11 protein-coding genes and 1 pseudogene are annotated in these 16,534 nt (G+C 48.3%); 3 read left to right on the top strand and 9 right to left on the bottom strand.

What is annotated here, in order from left to right; all coding sequences use genetic code 11:
• Positions 1-19 precede the first annotated feature (19 nt).
• The 3 genes from P5G61_RS06395 to P5G61_RS06385 form a co-directional block, all read right to left on the bottom strand.
• Positions 20-1,447 carry an FAD/NAD(P)-binding protein gene (locus P5G61_RS06395; RefSeq protein WP_301245571.1) on the bottom strand — a complete coding sequence of 476 codons (1,428 nt, stop codon included), beginning with the start codon at positions 1,445-1,447 and terminating at the stop codon, positions 20-22.
• A 414-nt stretch (positions 1,448-1,861) separates the two neighbouring features.
• A complete protein-coding gene (locus P5G61_RS06390) occupies positions 1,862-6,841 on the bottom strand; it encodes a hypothetical protein (RefSeq protein WP_435874061.1) in 4,980 nt (1,659 codons plus the stop codon).
• Positions 6,842-7,028: 187 nt separating this feature from the next.
• Positions 7,029-7,982 carry an NAD-dependent epimerase/dehydratase family protein gene (locus P5G61_RS06385; RefSeq protein WP_301245569.1) on the bottom strand — a complete coding sequence of 318 codons (954 nt, stop codon included), beginning with the start codon at positions 7,980-7,982 and terminating at the stop codon, positions 7,029-7,031.
• 545 nt (positions 7,983-8,527) lie between these two features.
• On the opposite strand from P5G61_RS06385, the gene P5G61_RS06380 reads away from it, so the two are divergent.
• The 3 genes from P5G61_RS06380 to P5G61_RS06370 all read left to right on the top strand — a co-directional run bounded on the left by P5G61_RS06380 (position 8,528) and on the right by P5G61_RS06370 (position 10,008).
• On the top strand, positions 8,528-8,947 hold the full coding sequence (locus P5G61_RS06380) for a MarR family winged helix-turn-helix transcriptional regulator (RefSeq protein ID WP_301245567.1): 420 nt from the start codon (positions 8,528-8,530) through the stop codon (positions 8,945-8,947).
• Between the two features lie 25 nt (positions 8,948-8,972).
• Positions 8,973-9,623, top strand: a complete 651-nt coding sequence (locus P5G61_RS06375; protein WP_301245565.1) for a nitroreductase family protein — start codon at positions 8,973-8,975, stop codon at positions 9,621-9,623.
• 88 nt (positions 9,624-9,711) lie between these two features.
• Complete coding sequence (locus P5G61_RS06370; RefSeq protein ID WP_301245563.1) at positions 9,712-10,008, top strand: putative quinol monooxygenase; 297 nt, start codon at positions 9,712-9,714, stop codon at positions 10,006-10,008.
• Positions 10,009-10,152: 144 nt separating this feature from the next.
• Here P5G61_RS06370 and P5G61_RS06365 read toward each other — a convergent pair.
• The 6 genes and pseudogenes from P5G61_RS06365 to P5G61_RS06340 form a co-directional block, all read right to left on the bottom strand.
• Positions 10,153-10,386 (bottom strand): annotated as a pseudogene (locus tag P5G61_RS06365) (thioredoxin reductase); the annotation flags it as partial.
• A gap of 211 nt (positions 10,387-10,597) precedes the next feature.
• Complete coding sequence (locus tag P5G61_RS06360; RefSeq protein ID WP_363325728.1) at positions 10,598-11,437, bottom strand: helix-turn-helix domain-containing protein; 840 nt, start codon at positions 11,435-11,437, stop codon at positions 10,598-10,600.
• 227 nt (positions 11,438-11,664) lie between these two features.
• Positions 11,665-12,672, bottom strand: a complete 1,008-nt coding sequence (locus P5G61_RS06355; RefSeq protein WP_301245562.1) for a FecCD family ABC transporter permease — start codon at positions 12,670-12,672, stop codon at positions 11,665-11,667.
• Entirely contained in the window at positions 12,669-13,676 is a 1,008-nt protein-coding gene (locus tag P5G61_RS06350; protein WP_301245560.1) for a FecCD family ABC transporter permease, read from the bottom strand. Before P5G61_RS06350 ends, P5G61_RS06355 begins: the two co-directional genes overlap by 4 nt.
• Before the next feature lie 12 nt (positions 13,677-13,688).
• Positions 13,689-14,663, bottom strand: a complete 975-nt coding sequence (locus P5G61_RS06345; RefSeq protein ID WP_301245558.1) for an iron-hydroxamate ABC transporter substrate-binding protein — start codon at positions 14,661-14,663, stop codon at positions 13,689-13,691.
• A 115-nt stretch (positions 14,664-14,778) separates the two neighbouring features.
• On the bottom strand, positions 14,779-16,431 hold the full coding sequence (locus P5G61_RS06340; RefSeq protein WP_301245556.1) for a helix-turn-helix domain-containing protein: 1,653 nt from the start codon (positions 16,429-16,431) through the stop codon (positions 14,779-14,781).
• Positions 16,432-16,534: the final 103 nt, after the last annotated feature.

The raw sequence follows: 16,534 nt of genomic DNA, 5'->3' as shown, positions 1-16,534 counted from the left end.
GTACGGTCATTTTGTATAGTCAGATTCCAATTTCACTTTTCACCCAACTAGCAGTAAATTCCTGTTCATTATACTTGAAAAATTGCTCCATAATCTGTTCACGGTCATCCAGGAAAAGCTGGTCTGCTACAGCTGAAACCAATTTCGGCACAGCATTACGAGTCCCCGATATGGCCGAGGCAGAAAGGCCGCAACTTGCTAGTGCAGAATAGTTAAAGACAAACAGTCCACGCAGCTTATCCTCTCCCTCCTCATCTCTGCTGGTCATCGCAAACCCCGGGCTAAGGTAGGGATGTGCATCAAGCAGCGCATTCCTTTGTGCGTTCGGAGCTTGAAAACGGTCTGCCCAGCGTGCAATGTGTGCCTCCACCAGTCTGAGCTCGGGACGCAGTGCCGGATCGCTGACCATGCCCGTACTTATGACCAGAAAATCAAAGCTGTGCAGGCCCTGTGGTGTAGTCACTACCGCTTGCCCATCCTTCATCTGTACATCCAGCCAAGGCGCATGAAGATGTAATTGAAAGCCTGGCCATGAAGCAGCCCGGTTGAAGGTATCGTTGGTTGGTGGTTGATTATAGTTAAAAAAATGGGAAATAGCCGCATACTTATCCTCGTCCGACAGAACATGAAACCGTTCGATCATCCCGGATTGTTCCATTTGACGAATCGGGTTAATGCTTGGCAATTGTTCCCGCCGCACAAATACGTGTGCCTCAGCCACGCCTGCGGCAAGTGCAAAGTTGGCATTATCAAAGGCAGAAGCCCCGCCGCCAAGTATGGCGATCCTTTTTCCTTGTAACCGTTCAAAATCAATCGTTTCTGACGTATGTGCGTACAGATGTTTAGGTACTTGCTCAGCGATCAAGGGTGGTACATGCCACTCCCCACCTCCCTGGATACCAGTAGCCAAAACAACCTTGCGTGCCAGCAATATATTGGCTGGAGCCCCTGCGCCTGCGATGTGCAGTCTGTGAACGCCTCCATCTATAGGTTCAATCAGCGTAAGCTTCACTTCATTCACGACCGGCAGATGAAGCACTTGTCTGTACCAGCGCAGATAATTCATCCATTCGCTGCGCGGAATTTTATCCAACTCTTCCCATCCGGAGGGGCCTGCTTGCGCCTCCCACCATGCTCGAAAAGTCAGCGAAGGGATACCGAGATCAATGGAGGTCAGATGTTTCGGTGTACGTAAAGTGACCATACGGGCGTAAGTCTCCCATGGTCCCTCCAACCCTGCGGCATTTTCGTCAATAACCAGAATGTTCGATATACGCTCACGCAGGAATCCAAAAGCGGCACCCAAGCCGCTCTGTCCACCACCTACGATCACAACATCATAGATATGACCTTCGTCATGTTCTCGCGGGTGAATCCAATCCGAACCTCCATACGCGAGATAAGCCAGATCATCTTGTACTCGTTGGTTTAATGCTTCAAGGCTCATCATCCCTCAATCCTTTCAACGTCTACTGTAAATATAAGAATACGGTTTTATTATTCAATGTAAGTTTTATGTGAGTATTTATTTAATTAATCGATAAACCGTAAGTTGAAAGTAGCTTAATTCCTTTGCTATATAGATATGGACGACGATTCCGTCTCAATTCCTCACATCATTTTCAATAGGATTAGCGTTATTATATGAGTTGAGGTTATTTTTTTGAAGGTCACGGCAGATTTATTGTCACCACACCTAAAAATAACTAACATGCTTGTTAACTATAACGAAACCAAATTTTAACGACGTTGTCCTGTATGTAAAAAAGACAGATCAGGTTGGATATTACGGTCGATCCAACCCGGATCTGTCTTCGTGTTGTTTTATTTCAAATAAGTGGAGTGCTGGAGAATTAATGCCTCACGTCAATTCGTGTACCGACCATACAATACCGTTTGTTGTTCCGATCCCCAGGTTCAGAGTAATGGTTAACCCATTCGCCGCGTAGAACAACCCAATCACATCGCCTGCGTTCAACTCAACCTGCGCAGCTAACGTTACCTCTCCACTACCAAGTACTGCCCGCAACGTGAGCAGCGTTACACTGATATTCAGGATTGGCAATAGTCCATTGACCAATGTCGTGGTAGTGGGGGATGTTCTTTGCACCAGAAACGCTGGATTAACCCCAGCTCCCAACGAAATCGCAATTGCAGCAGTTGTAGAAAAGTTGATTGTTGCCACAATCGAGTAGGTCCCGGTGTTGGGCACCGTGTAATTGCCAGTTGTTGCATTAAAATTTGCATTGCCATAGTAAGGAGTTGCTGTGCTCCAGTTCGTTAACTGAGTACTGGCTGCTGTTGATAGGTTAGCCAAAAATGCAGAAAATCCTTGTGTAGCTAGAATGGGCCCTGATGCTCCTGTTACCCCTGTGGCTCCCGTGGATCCAGTAACTCCTGTCGCACCGGTAGCCCCAGTTGCGCCTGTTGCTCCCGTTCCCGTGGCTCCAGTTGTTCCTGTTCCGGTCGCACCCGTTACACCCGTTGAGCCTATAGCTCCAGTGACCCCAGTTGCTCCTGTCGCACCAGTTGCTCCTGTCGCACCAGTTACACCCGTTGCTCCAGTTGTTCCCGTTCCGGTTGCGCCTGTCGGACCGGTTACTCCAGTAGACCCTGTTGCACCAGTTACACCCGTTGAGCCCGTCGAACCAGTGGCCCCAGTTGTTCCCGTTCCACCTGTCGTACCCGTTGAACCCGTCACACCGGTGGCCCCAGTTGTTCCTGTGCCGGTTGCGCCTGTCACTCCGATTACACCCGTAAATCCTGTTGCACCAGTGGCTCCGGTAGCTCCTATTCCCGTTGCGCCAGTTACACCCGTTGAGCCCGTCGAACCAGTGGCCCCAGTTGTTCCTGTGCCGGTTGCGCCTGTCGTACCTGTTAAACCCGTTGAGCCTGTAGCTCCAGTGATCCCGGTTGCGCCTGTCGCACCTGTTACACCCGTTACCCCAGTTAATCCTGTCGCGCCGGTGGTACCAGTTACACCCGTTGCACCCGTGGCGCCGGTTGTTCCTATTCCCGTCGCGCCAGTGGCCCCAGTTGTTCCTGTTCCCGTTGCACCTATCGCACCGGTTAAACCCGTAGATCCCGTTGCACCTGTCACACCACTAATCCCCGTTGCTCCAGTAGCTCCGGTCACTCCAGTGACCCCAGTAGACCCTGTCGCACCAGTGGCTCCAGTTGTTCCTGTGCCGGTGGCGCCTGTTGCGCCTGTTACTCCCGTGGCTCCGGTAATACCCGTTCCTGTGGCACCTGTTATACCCGTTGCACCTGTCGCACCTGTCGGACCGGTTACTCCAGTTGAGCCTGTGGCTCCAGTGACCCCAGTTGTTCCCGCTCCCGTGGCACCTGTCGCACCGGTTACCCCTGTTACTCCTGTTGCACCAGTAGCTCCTGTTGTACCGGTTACTCCAGTAAATCCCGTCGCGCCGGTGGCCCCAGTTGTACCCGTTCCCGTTGCACCGGTCACACCGGTTACTCCAGTAGACCCTGTTGCACCAGTAGCCCCAGTTGTTCCTGTGCCGGTTGCGCCTGTCACTCCGGTTACACCCGTAGATCCTGTGGCGCCGGTGGCCCCAGTTATTCCCGTTCCCGTTGCACCTGTCGCACCGGTTACTCCAGTTGAGCCTGTAGCTCCAGTGACCCCGGTTGTTCCTGTTCCGGTTGCGCCTGTCGCACCCGTTACACCCGTTGAACCCGTCGCGCCGGTGGCTCCAGTGGCTCCTGTTCCGGTTGCACCTGTCGGACCAGTTACTCCAGTTGAGCCTGTGGCTCCAGTAACCCCAGTTGTTCCCGCTCCCGTGGCACCTGTCGCACCGGTCGCACCTGTCACACCCGTAGATCCCGTAGCACCGGTGGCTCCTGTTGCCGTTGCACCTGTCGTACCCGTTGAACCCGTCACGCCGGTGGCCCCAGTTGTTCCCGTCCCCGTTGCACCTGTCGGACCGGTTACTCCAGTTACACCCGTTGAGCCTATAGCTCCAGTGACCCCAGTTGAGCCTGTGGCTCCAGTGACCCCAGTTGTTCCCGTTCCCGTTGCTCCTGTCACACCGGTTACTCCAGTAGACCCTGTTGCACCAGTAGCCCCAGTTGTTCCTGTTCCGGTTGCGCCTGTCACTCCGGTTACACCCGTAAATCCTGTTGCACCAGTGGCTCCGGTAGCTCCTATTCCCGTTGCGCCAGTTACACCCGTTGAGCCCGTCGAACCAGTGGCACCAGTTGTTCCCGTTGCACCTGTCACACCACTAATCCCCGTTGCACCTGTTGGACCGATTACTCCAGTTACGCCTGTCGCACCAGTTATACCCGTTGCTCCAGTAGTTCCGGTTGCTCCTGTCGGACCGGTTACTCCAGTGACCCCAGTTGTTCCCGTTCCCGTTGCACCTGTCGCACCGGTTCCCCCTGTTACTCCTGTTACACCGGTAGCTCCTGTTGTGCCGGTTCCGGTTGCGCCTGTCGTACCCGTTACACCCGTTGAACCCGTCGCACCGGTGGCCCCAGTTGTTCCTATTCCCGTTGCACCTGTCACACCACTAATCCCCGTTGCTCCAGTAGCTCCGGTTGTTCCCGTTCCACCCGTTACTCCAGTTGAACCCGTCGCGCCGGTGGCACCAGTTGTTCCCGTCCCCGTTGCACCTGTCGGACCGGTTACTCCAGTTACACCCGTTGAGCCTGTGGCTCCAGTTGTTCCCGTTCCGGTTGCTCCTGTCACTCCGGTTACACCCGTAGATCCTGTAGCTCCAGTGACCCCAGTCGATCCTGTCGCACCAGTGGCGCCTGTTGCGCCTGTTACTCCAGTTGTTCCTGTTACTCCCGTGGCTCCGGTAATACCCGTTCCTGTGGCACCTGTTATACCCGTTGCACCTGTCACACCACTAATTCCCGTTGCTCCAGTAGACCCTGTTGCACCAGTGGCTCCAGTTGTTCCCGTTCCGGTTGCTCCTGTCACTCCGGTTACACCCGTAGATCCTGTAGCACCAGTGACCCCAGTTGTTCCTGTGGCACCTGTTACACCCGTTATCCCAGTTGTTCCTGTCACGCCGGTGGCACCAGTTGCTCCGGTTGTGCCGGTTACTCCAGTAAATCCTGTCGACCCTGTGGCCCCCGTAACTCCTATTCCCGTTACGCCTGTTGCGCCAGTTACTCCAGTAAACCCTGTTGCACCAGTAGCTCCGGTTGCTCCGGTTGTGCCGGTTACTCCAGTAAATCCCGTCGACCCTGTGGCCCCCGTAGCTCCTATTCCCGTTGCCCCTGTTACGCCAGTTACTCCAGTAAGCCCTGTTGCGCCAGTTAAACCCGTAGATCCCGTTGCACCTGTCACACCACTAATCCCCGTTGCTCCAGTAGTTCCGGTTGCTCCTGTCGGACCGGTTACTCCAGTGACCCCAGTTGCTCCTGTCGGACCGGTTATCCCAGTAAGCCCCGTTGCTCCGGTGGCACCAGTTGTTCCCGTTCCCGTGGCACCTGTCGCACCGGTTGCTCCTGTCGTACCCGTTGAACCCGTTGCACCCGTGGCTCCGGTTGTTCCTATTCCCGTTGCGCCTGTTGCACCAGTTACACCTGTTGAACCCGTCGCGCTGGTGGCCCCAGTTGTTCCTGTTACTCCCGTGGCTCCGGTAATTCCCGTTGCGCCTGTTGTACCGGTTAAACCTGTAGCTCCAGTGTCTCCGGTTGTTCCCGTTCCTGTGGCACCTGTCGCACCGACTCCCCCAGTTCCCCCAGTTGCACCAGTAGGTCCAGTTGCTCCTGTCACTCCAGTTTCACCCGTAGATCCTGCAACGCCAGTGGACCCCGTGGTTCCAATACCCGTTGCACCTGTTACTCCTGTTTCTCCCATGGCTCCGGTTATTCCTGTGGCACCTGTTACTCCCGTTATCCCAGTTGTCCCTGTCGCGCCGGTGGCACCAGTTGCTCCTGTTGTTCCTGTTACGCCTGTTACGCCTGTTTCTCCTGTGGCTCCGGTTGCACCCGTTGAGCCCGTGGAACCAGTGGCCCCTGCGCTTCCTGTTCCGGTTGCGCCTGTCTCACCGGTTACCCCAGTAGATCCCGTTCCACCAGTAGCTCCAGTGGTTCCCGTTGAGCCGGTCACACCAGTTACCCCAGTAGAACCCGTAGATCCTGTAACACCAGTAGCTCCTGTTGTTCCTGTTCCCGTTGATCCTGTCGCACCGGTTGCTCCAGTTATCCCTGTCGAGCCCGTACTGCCTGTGATTCCTGAAGTTCCTGTCACACCTGTTGGACCGGTTGTTCCGGTTGCACCTGTTACCCCTGGATCACCCGTGGCACCAGTTATACCTGTAGTGCCAGTCACTCCAGTGCTACCTGTGGTTCCTGTTACTCCAGTAATTCCAATGCCGGTTGCACCTGTTACTCCCGAGGCCCCGGTTATCCCTGTCGTACCTGTGGTTCCTGTTACTCCAGCTGAGCCCGTAGCTCCAGTGGCTCCTGTTGCCCCAGTCACCCCCGTCATTCCTGGATCTCCAGTAATTCCCGTCGAACCTGTTGTACCTGTTACTCCAATGAGTCCTTGTATTCCGGTTGATCCGGTTAATCCTATCGAGCCAGTAGCTCCCGTGTTACCCATCTTGCCTGTTATTCCCATAGCCCCTGGGGTTCCCGTAGCACCGATTGCTCCTGATTTTCCCCGAAACCCTCTTAATCCCCTCGGTCCACGAAGCACAAGACATCTGGATTTGACAGCTCTTTTCTTTTTATCGGCAAGCTTCTTTTTGGATTTACGTTTGACTTCTAATGTTTTAGAAACGCGAGTGCCTGTTTTCTTTAATTTACGTCTGGCTGTACTGATTGAGGAAATTTTGCGCTCCTTTTTGGATATATAGCTCACAAGAAAATCCCCCTCCTTGTACAACGTATCTATTTTCCGCTTTGCAGTACTACACTCTATGTCTGGGACAGGTTTTGCGCACCGCCCATTATTGAAGTGTCAACATTCACCATTTGGATTTAGATCATCCCCCTTAATTCTCTCCTTTATTATTGATTGATCAATCATAAACAACCGCATAAAATACTTACTTCTTTTGCAGCTCTCCCATCGTCTGTGCAATCCCTTCTTCAAAAGAAGTCATTTTCACCGGCCCTATGTTGGTCTCGTATTTCTTCTTACTCAAAAGCAGAGGTTCTTCTGTCAAATATAACATTTCAACAATTTCTTTCATTACCGGTACGGCCAATCCAAGCAACGAAAGTCCTGTTTTGCCAAGTGCTATTACCGGTTTCGCAGTACCTGCCGCCTGTTGTGCAATACGTACGATTTCCTTGCCCGATATTACGCCAGCACCAGGGATATTCCAGTTTTGCCGATAAGCATCATCCCGACTCGCCAGCTCCACAATCATGACCGCTGCATCAGGTAAATAGATATATTCTCGCGGCGTTTTCATATTCCCAATAAAAAAAGCCATTTTCCCTTCTGCAATTGCTTCAAGCGTTGATCCAAGGTAAGAAGCCTGATTGCCAGAAGGGCCATAATAATCAGGTAAGCGAACAATCATCACTTGAGCAGTGCGCCATTTGCTGCTAAACAACATATGTTCATAAGCAAGTCGAGTCTTTCCTTTTCGTGTATGCGGCTGCTTCGGATGTTCTTCAGTTACTTCTCTCATTTGTCTTCTGCCATATGGATAAATTCCATCTATGACAACCACCTTCAAGCCTAAATGTTCCGCCGCCTCCATAACGGATTCCCCCAATGGAATCAATCTGCTTTCCATCTCGTTATACGGGACGTTCGCGCAGTGAAACATCACGTCTACATCTTGGGAAGCAGCTATAATATCCTCAGATTGAAACGCATCGCCGACAGCGATCTGCAGATGATGTGGAGATCCCAGCCGCACAGCAAGCTGCTCCAGTTTTTGACGTGAGCGGCCAAATATAATTGTAGGAATGCCACGTTGAATCAATTCCTCTGTAATTGCTGCACCTGTTCCGCCTGTTGCTCCAACCACGATTGCTCTTTTCATTTCTTATCAACCTCTTTCAATTAGTTATTGATCAATTACTTATTGAAATCACTATAACGCATATTTAGTGATTGATCAATAACTAAAATAAAAAAAGGGCAATCCCTCTTAAAATTTCCTATACAGGGGTACAATTTATTTTCTATCTCTCCTTAAGCTAAGACATATCCAATGCAGTAGACATATTACACAACATGCCGTCTGCCAAAATAAAATAATCATCGTACTTTTTTCCGGATAGCGATTCCCTCAGTTCGTTCACCAAATCTCAATCACAATAAGACTCGATATTCTCCCCCACCTCCGGGCATATTAACTTATCTAGAGTTCTATATAATTCTGAATTCAAACGCATGATTTTACATATAAGTTCGGGTTGCAAAATCAAAAAAGGCATGATATATTATTTGAGCCATCAATGATTGAGGTATCAATGATTGAGGTATCCAACAATTTTATGCAGCAATGGCATTATACAAAGGCAACATTCTAATGGTATTACCTAAGCCGTTGTTCATGTCCAGATTCACCCGGGAGGTCTAGTCATGACACGAATTGTTTCCAAGGAAGAGCAAATTATCAACCTGTTGAATGCACTCGGCAACAAAATTAGTCCCAAGTTCGAACGCTGTACGGGCATCAGCTCATCACGCTTTGAAATTTTGCATGAGCTGGATCAGGTTGACGAGATTAATCAATCCATGTTGCAAAAAATCATTAATATCGACAGTGCGGCGATTACTCGCCATCTGAAGCAGCTTGAAGCCGATTCGATGGTCACCAGACGTAAAAATCCGGAAGACAACCGAGTTACCTTTGTTCGCCTTACGGATGAAGGAAGGAAGCAAATTGAAGGGTATAAAATTGAGAAAACCAATTTTATACATCAGATTTTACAGGATTTTAGTGAAGAAGAAGTTCATCTTCTTGCTAATTTCCTGGAACGTATGCAAAACAATTTCTAAACCCATATAGAGGAGAGAACCATACATGAGTACATTCCAAAGCACTTTTCAAAAGATAAATGATTATAACGAAATTACTTACGGCCGTCGGTCTGTAAAACTATACGATCCTGAAGTCAAAATCAGCCGTGAAGAAATGACCGAAATTTTGGCTGAAGCTTCGCGCGCACCTTCTTCGGTTAATATGCAACCATGGCGTTTTCTGGTTGTAGATACGGCTGAAGGGAAAGAAAAGCTTGCTCCTCTTGCCAAATTCAATCAGAATCAAGTACTGACTTCTGCCGCTGTTATTGGTGTGTTCATTGACATGAACAATGCGGAACACATGGACGAAATCTTCAGCAAAGCTGTTGAGCTTGGTTACATGCCACAAGAAGTCAAAGATATGCAAATGCAAGCTGTTAAACCATACTACGATAATATGCCCGCTTCCGCTCTTCGCGATGTCAATCTGATTGACGCAGGTTTGGCTTCTATGCAATTGATGCTCGCTGCACGTGCTCATGGCTATGATACTAACCCGATCGGTGGTTATGAGAAAGATCAAATCGCTGAGACTTTCGGTATGGATAAAGACCGTTATCAACCAGTAATGCTAATCTCGATCGGTAAATCGGCCAAAGAAGGTCACCCTTCCTACCGTCTGCCTGTTGAGAAAATTACGACTTGGGCATAATATCAGGCAAAGTTTTACTTGTGCAAACACCTTATACGTTTAGAACCAATAACAACATTCTAATTACACTAATGGAGGTTTTAATATTATGATTATCATTCACGCTCACTTGCAAGTTAAACCAGACCAGGAACAAGCTTTTTTGGCAGCAGCCAAAGAACTGATTGCAGCAACACGCAATGAAGAGGGCAACATCAGCTACGAGCTTGCGAAAAGTACTGAACAAGAACAAAAGTACACGATGATTGAGCTGTGGAAAGACGAAGCAGCTACAGCTTCCCATAATGCAAGCGCCCATTTCCAGGCTTTCGTTCAACAAGCAGCAGCATTCATGGCCGCTCCAATGAACGTGGAAGTATTCGCTGGCGAAGCGGTCAAACACTAAAATACGAATCTTACAATTAATTAAGCAGGCCGAAAAAATCGGCGGCTTGTGAATTAGAAACCGCTCCTCGTCATATTGACGGGTGAGCGGTTTTTTTGATCGTTGAATCAAAAACTTTATGACGACCATTGAAGTTTGTTTATTTTATTTGGTGTATAGATGTTTCATCAGCTCACGGCTTTTCTGTGTAAACAAGTCATTGTGCAAGGAAACCATCCCGTGTGTATTGGCTTCGGGTGCCACGTACAATTTGGCTTTGTTCACAGCATTGGCAGCGTCCTGGAACGCTCCTGCGATCAAATGAAGCTTTCCTTCATGGTGCAAAATATCTCCCGCAGCAAAAATGCCGGGTACGGATGTCTCGCTGACTGGTATACCCTCATTTCCGAATTGGTTTTGTCCAACAATCTTGTCCAATTTATTGCTACATGGTTGGAACGGCCGAGGATACTTCGAGAGAATATGGATCTTTTATGTGTTCACCTCTATTAACCTTCCAAACCTTTATAATAATGATTCTCATTATCATTCATTACTATAGCAAGGATCATTAGAAATGCAAATGCACAATTCACCAATTTGAGATGTATTATTGTCTAATGAAAGCTTTATCACTGTGTGCATATTCCGAAGGAGAAATACCAAATTTCTTTTTAAAGACTCTACTGAAATAGAGCGGATTGGTATAACCAACACTGATTGCTACATCTCGAATCAGGTAATTACCTGATTTCAGCAATTCACCTGCCCTCTCCATGCGATAATGAATGACATAGTCGATGGGACGGAACCCCGTGTATTTATGGAAAAAGTAGGAGAAACGCTTGGAACTCATACCATGCAGCTCTGCTAACTCATCGAGTGTCAGCAAATTCATGTAATGTCCATGAATATATGAGATGGCTTGCTCAATCACCTTTTCACTCGGCGAAGTTATACTTTTCCGTTGAATGCAGCCTGTAAAAACCAAAACCATGATGCTTATAAATAATTCCTTGACTCGAAGTTTGCCAATCCCCCTTTCCGAGTGCAGTTGTTCTTGCAGCATAACCAGTAATTCTACCACCCTTGGATTGGCCCCAGAGTCCAATTTGAAATGAGAGTTGCATTCTGGCACACCGTCGACCTTTTCCAATTGAACAAAACTATAAAACAGCAAATAGTATTCATACTCCGAATGGCCATTTACTTGTGAGTCCAACTGCATGCCTGGTGCTGCATGAAAAACAGACCCGGGCTGTAGCTCGTATATCGTTCCATTCACTGACATGCTGGCTTCTCCCCGTATCACAAAAAGAAATCCATAATTTAACGTTCTGAATTCACGCAATATGCTATTGGGCTGCAAAACTAATCGATTGATTCCATCTATTTTCAAAGAGTTCTCTGCAAATATTAAAGCTAAATGATCCACATCTGTGATCAACATTCCACCTGCTCTCTTTTGGCATCAGTTTAAGTTGGGCTTAGTTTATCTTATCACAGGAATCAAGTCATACCGGTTAGTTTGAGCTTCACGTTAGTAAACTAGAATGGATCTATAAGTACGTTTAGGTAGCACCCCGTCAAAACTCAAATAAAAAGGCTATCCCTCGTCTTAACGACAAAAGATAACCTGATAAGCTAAGTATTCAAATAGTCTAACGTTTTTTGGGATTACTTTTTCAATAACAAATATACAAAATAAGGCACACCGATCAGGGAAACCATTATTCCTGCGGCAATCCCGTCAGGATCAACCAGATTACGCCCCACGGTATCGGCGATTAACAGAAGCCAGCCCCCAAGCAGAACCGCAACAGGAATAAATAACGAGTTGCGTGGACCGACCAGCGCTTTGGCGATATGCGGAGCCATTAGACCGATAAAGGCGATTCCACCTGTAACCGATACAGCAGAAGCAGCGGCGGCAACAGCAATCACAATAAGTACCAGACGTTCCCGCTCCAGCTTTAACCCCACTCCGATTGCCGTTTCTTCATTTAGCCCCAGCAAATCAAGCCGTCTGGTTCTAAACAAGGTAAGCGGGATCAAGATAATCAGCCAAGGCAGCAAAGCCCATATGAACGGCCAGTCCGCCCCCCATATGTTACCGGATATCCATTTGGCAATAAAATCAACTTTGGAGCGTTCAGCTGAAGATATGATGACAATCATGATGCCTGACAGCGCCATCGAAAATCCAACCCCGACCAGCACCATTTTTATGGGATCAAGTCCCTTTGATCGGCTATAGGAGAACACATAGATCAGCGCCGCAGTCAGCAATGCACCTATAAAAGCAGCTAACGGCAACATATAAACGAACGTACCAGGTTCAATCGGGAAATACAGAAAGAAGATCGCAACGGCAACACCTGCACCGGAATTGATCCCGATGATGCCTGGATCGGCCAAGTCATTACGCGTAACACTCTGCAAAATGGAGCCTGACAGCGCAAGCGCCATGCCGGACAATAACGTAATAAAAATGCGGGGCAATCGGACAGAAAACAGAACAAAATCTTCTTTGAATGTACCTTGACCAAATAACACCGGAATGACCCTTTTGAAGGATAATGAAGAATATCCCCAGCTCATACCTACCACAGCCGTAATGGAAATCAGCAACAAACAGATCAGAAGAATCAGTCGTTGCTTGCGAATTCGTGCAGACATCGTCATGAGAACACTTTGCCCCCTCTACGCACTACGAGCAGGAAGAACGGTAAACCAAGCATCGCAGCAATAGCGACCACTGGTGTTTCGTAAGGTGCATTAATCGTTCGTCCCAGCGTTTCGGCAAGCAGCATAAACGATGCTCCGGCAAAAATGGATACGGGGATAATATATCGATAGTCCGTGCCAACGATTTTGCGGACAATATGGGGAATCATTAATCCGACAAAGGCCATATTACCGATCAAAGCAACCGACGCTCCCGTAAGCACGATGACCAGTAGGAACAGGACGGTTTTAACGAGTACAAGCCTTTGTCCCAATCCAGTCGCCACTTCATCGCTCAGACTTAGAATATTGATTTGGTTGGAGAGGAACGGAACTACGGCTAAACCAATCAGTATGACAGGCCCTATGGCTTGAATCTGGCCCCATGTCGTCCCGATGAGTCCTCCCGAAGTCCACATGGACACATCCTTGGAAATTTTGAAAAAGATACTGATGCCATCCGAGATGGCATACATAAAAGCAGATACCGCAGCCCCCGCCAACACCACACGGATGGGAGACAAGCTGCCTCTCCGCATCGAGCCGAGCACAATAACCAATACTGCACCAAGTGCGGCACCAACAAAACAAGCGACCATAATCCCAAAATATCCGAGCGATGGCATGAATACAAACGCCAGGGCTAGTGCCATATTTGCGCCTGAAGTCAAGCCCAGCAGTCCAGGATCGGCCAGTGGATTGCGAGTAATTCCCTGCATGATGCCTCCGGAGACGGCAAGAGCTGCACCGATCAGCATGGCAGCCAGTTCCCGCGGAAGTCTGATCTCTCGCAGGATAAGAATATTATCGCTCTTGGTCGCAGAGGTCAGGGTCAGCCACAGATTGCGGAATGTCGTTTCTTCTGCGCCAAACATCATAGCGGTGATAAAGCACACGATAAGTACGAGTACACTACCCAGCAGCTTGGTTGCAAACCGAAAAGGAAGTCGTCTATTTTTCATCGTATTCCATGTTTACTTGCCAAGAAAATGTTGGATAAAGAATTCCAGCTGGTATTCCATGCTCAGTGGATCATTGAAGTAGAAAGCTTTGGCATCGGCTTCAAATACCCGATTATTTTTTACCGCCTCAATGTTCTTGTATGTTTCGGTATTCTGGAACGAGTTGTCTTCATCGGCATTTTTACTAAAAATGACATAGTCTCCCATGTAGTCTTTCAGCACTTCGTTTGATACAGCAAAGAATCCGTCTTTCTTGGTAGCTTCCTTGACCTTATCTGGCATACCTAAACCGAATTGATCATACAGTATTTCCGTGCCACGCCCGAATTTTTCACCATAAACATAAAGTTGTTTATTGAACGTTTCAATAACGGATACGGTTGCATTGGCGCCAATTTTGGCTTTGATTTCTTCCCCTACTTTTTTACTTCGGGCATCAAAATCGTCCACCCAGGCCTGTGCTTCCTTTTCTTTGTTCACAAGCTTTCCGATCTCCAGTTGTTGCTTAAGGAAGTCCACCTTACCATATGTATAGGTGACTGTTGGAGCAATTTGCTTCAACTTATCGATATTCTTGATATCAGACAGTCCAATAATCAGATCCGGGTTCAACTCAATAATTTTCTCCAGACTTTCGTCGGTAACGGCCTCTGTATTCGCCAGTTTTTCTTTGAAATTCGGGTTCTCCTTGGACATTTCATCCACACCAACCAGCGGCACATCCAGTGCCATCACATTTCCTGTCAGGAATCGGGTCAGCACAACCACACGTTGCGGGTGGGAAGGAACTTCCACAGGACCTGTCTCCGATTGATAAGTAAACGTGCCCGAATCTGACTCGGATGAAGAACCTGCTGCATCCGTGTTCGAAGAAGTGGATTCGTTGGATGCAGCTGCATTCTCCGTTGTATCTTTGGCTGAATTGCTTCCACAAGCGCTAAGCAATAAAACCAGAACCAATATAAATGGAACAAATAGCTTTCTCATCAGATGACTCTCTCCCTTTTTTCTTTGAATATGAAAATCATTCTCATTACAATAGCTAATTATAGGCATGCAGGAAGAACCTAACCATGCCTTTTTGTTTGAGAAAACCTTTGGATTATTGGATGCCTGTCCATAGGGTTAACGCCCGCCCAAGCTGTAGCCGAATGGAAACCGGATTGTAGGGTATCCACTCTTCCTGTTCCAGATGAACGACCCGATTTTGTTGAACAGCCTCAAGTCCATTCCAATATTCCGAGCTAAATATACTTTCTGAATGTGCCTTTGAGCCTTTTTCATCTGGAAAAACAATGACGAGCATACGCGTGCCTTCGTAATCCTGAAGCTCAGACAGCTGGATAGAAACCGAATGAAATTGATCGCCATACCTCTGTATTTCCTGGGCAATCCTGGCCGGAGGACGTAATCCGAGTGATTGATACATCACATATCCGACATTCCGGATTCCATAAATCTGCAGGGTATCCGGTTTGATAACGAGAATGGTCAGCGTCTGATTCACAAGCTCAGTCTGCAGTATTGCTTCGCGTGCCTGCTGTTCCTCCTTTTCAAAATCTGCCAGCCATTGCTCTGCCCTCTCACTTCTCTGGACCGCTTGTGCAATGAAACGCAGATGCTCTTTCCAACCGAGCTCCATCCATGCAATTTCGGCAATGGGAGCGACAGATCGAAGGCGGTCAGCGCTTAATCCATTCAGGGATAGATGAAGATTTGCTGCGATAATGAGTTCAATATCATTGTCCAGCAATACGGATTTTACTAGCTCAGGTGAGCTGTCAGAATGGATAAAACGTATCGTTTGAGGTGGAGGCATCCCCTCTATACTCACATATTCGCTGCTTTCCGAGATGATAATCGTTGGTTCCAGGCCAAGTAACATCATATGGCTTGCATAAGGTGCACACCACACAGCCACACGTTGATATGGCCTGCGGCGCATGTAACCTGAAGGGCTCTCTCCCGTCTGCTGCTTGAAGCGGCGGCTAAGATAGAATTCATCCTTGTATCCGACCTTCAGCGCAATCTCACGAAGGGAAGCGGTCCCGCTAATTAATAATTCTTTGGCCCGGTGAACACGCAAGCGTGAAAGGTATTCATTGGGGGTGAATCCGGTTAGCTGCTTAAATAGAATGGAATAGTGAGAACGACTGACCCCCGCAATTTCGGAAAGTCTATCGGTTGTTATTTTCTCATTATAATGGTGCTCCATATATGTAATACTGCGTTCCATGGACGGCTGCTCACTGGCTGCATATCTTAGTTCCATTCGCTCCAACAAACTCATAAGCACCTGATGAAAAAGAATCTGGTTGCGCATATGCCTGACTTCGTTACCAGGTAAACGATGAATATACAGCTCTTCAAGCTGTGCAGCCATTGCTGGTTCAGACGGAAAGATCTGAACAGAGGGTTCTGCCGCTAACACACTTGGCCGTCCCATCGTTCCCGTAGGCAATGACCTGGTCTGTTCCTGCGTGCTGATGGAGAGTGTATACAGATGAAGAGGATGCGTCAGATCGGTCTGTATGACAGCATCCCTCTTGGCCGGAATAAGAATGACCATGCCTTCGACAAGTTCGTAAAGTTCATCGTTAATACGAAGTGTACCTTTCCCACTGGCAACGGCCATCAGAACCGTCAGATTTTCATGGATTTGATGTATCGGCATCGTTGATGTGCTGTACAATGATTGAATGCTGTCTGCTGTATATATTGGAAAATAGGACTCTGCCCATTCCGAGTTGTTCATTTTCTGATCCTCCGTGACTCTTACCGGGCGGGTAATGACTCTAATTTCAGCTCATTCTACACGGTTAAATTGGCTATACCTCTTTATTTTAGCATTGCTGATT

Origin of the sequence: Paenibacillus vandeheii, assembly GCF_030433635.1 — a bacterium.
In the GTDB taxonomy this organism is placed as follows: Bacteria; Bacillota; Bacilli; order Paenibacillales; family Paenibacillaceae; genus Paenibacillus; species Paenibacillus vandeheii.
The sequence above is the reverse complement of the archived record's forward strand: the minus strand, read 5'-3'. Positions and strand labels throughout refer to the sequence as shown.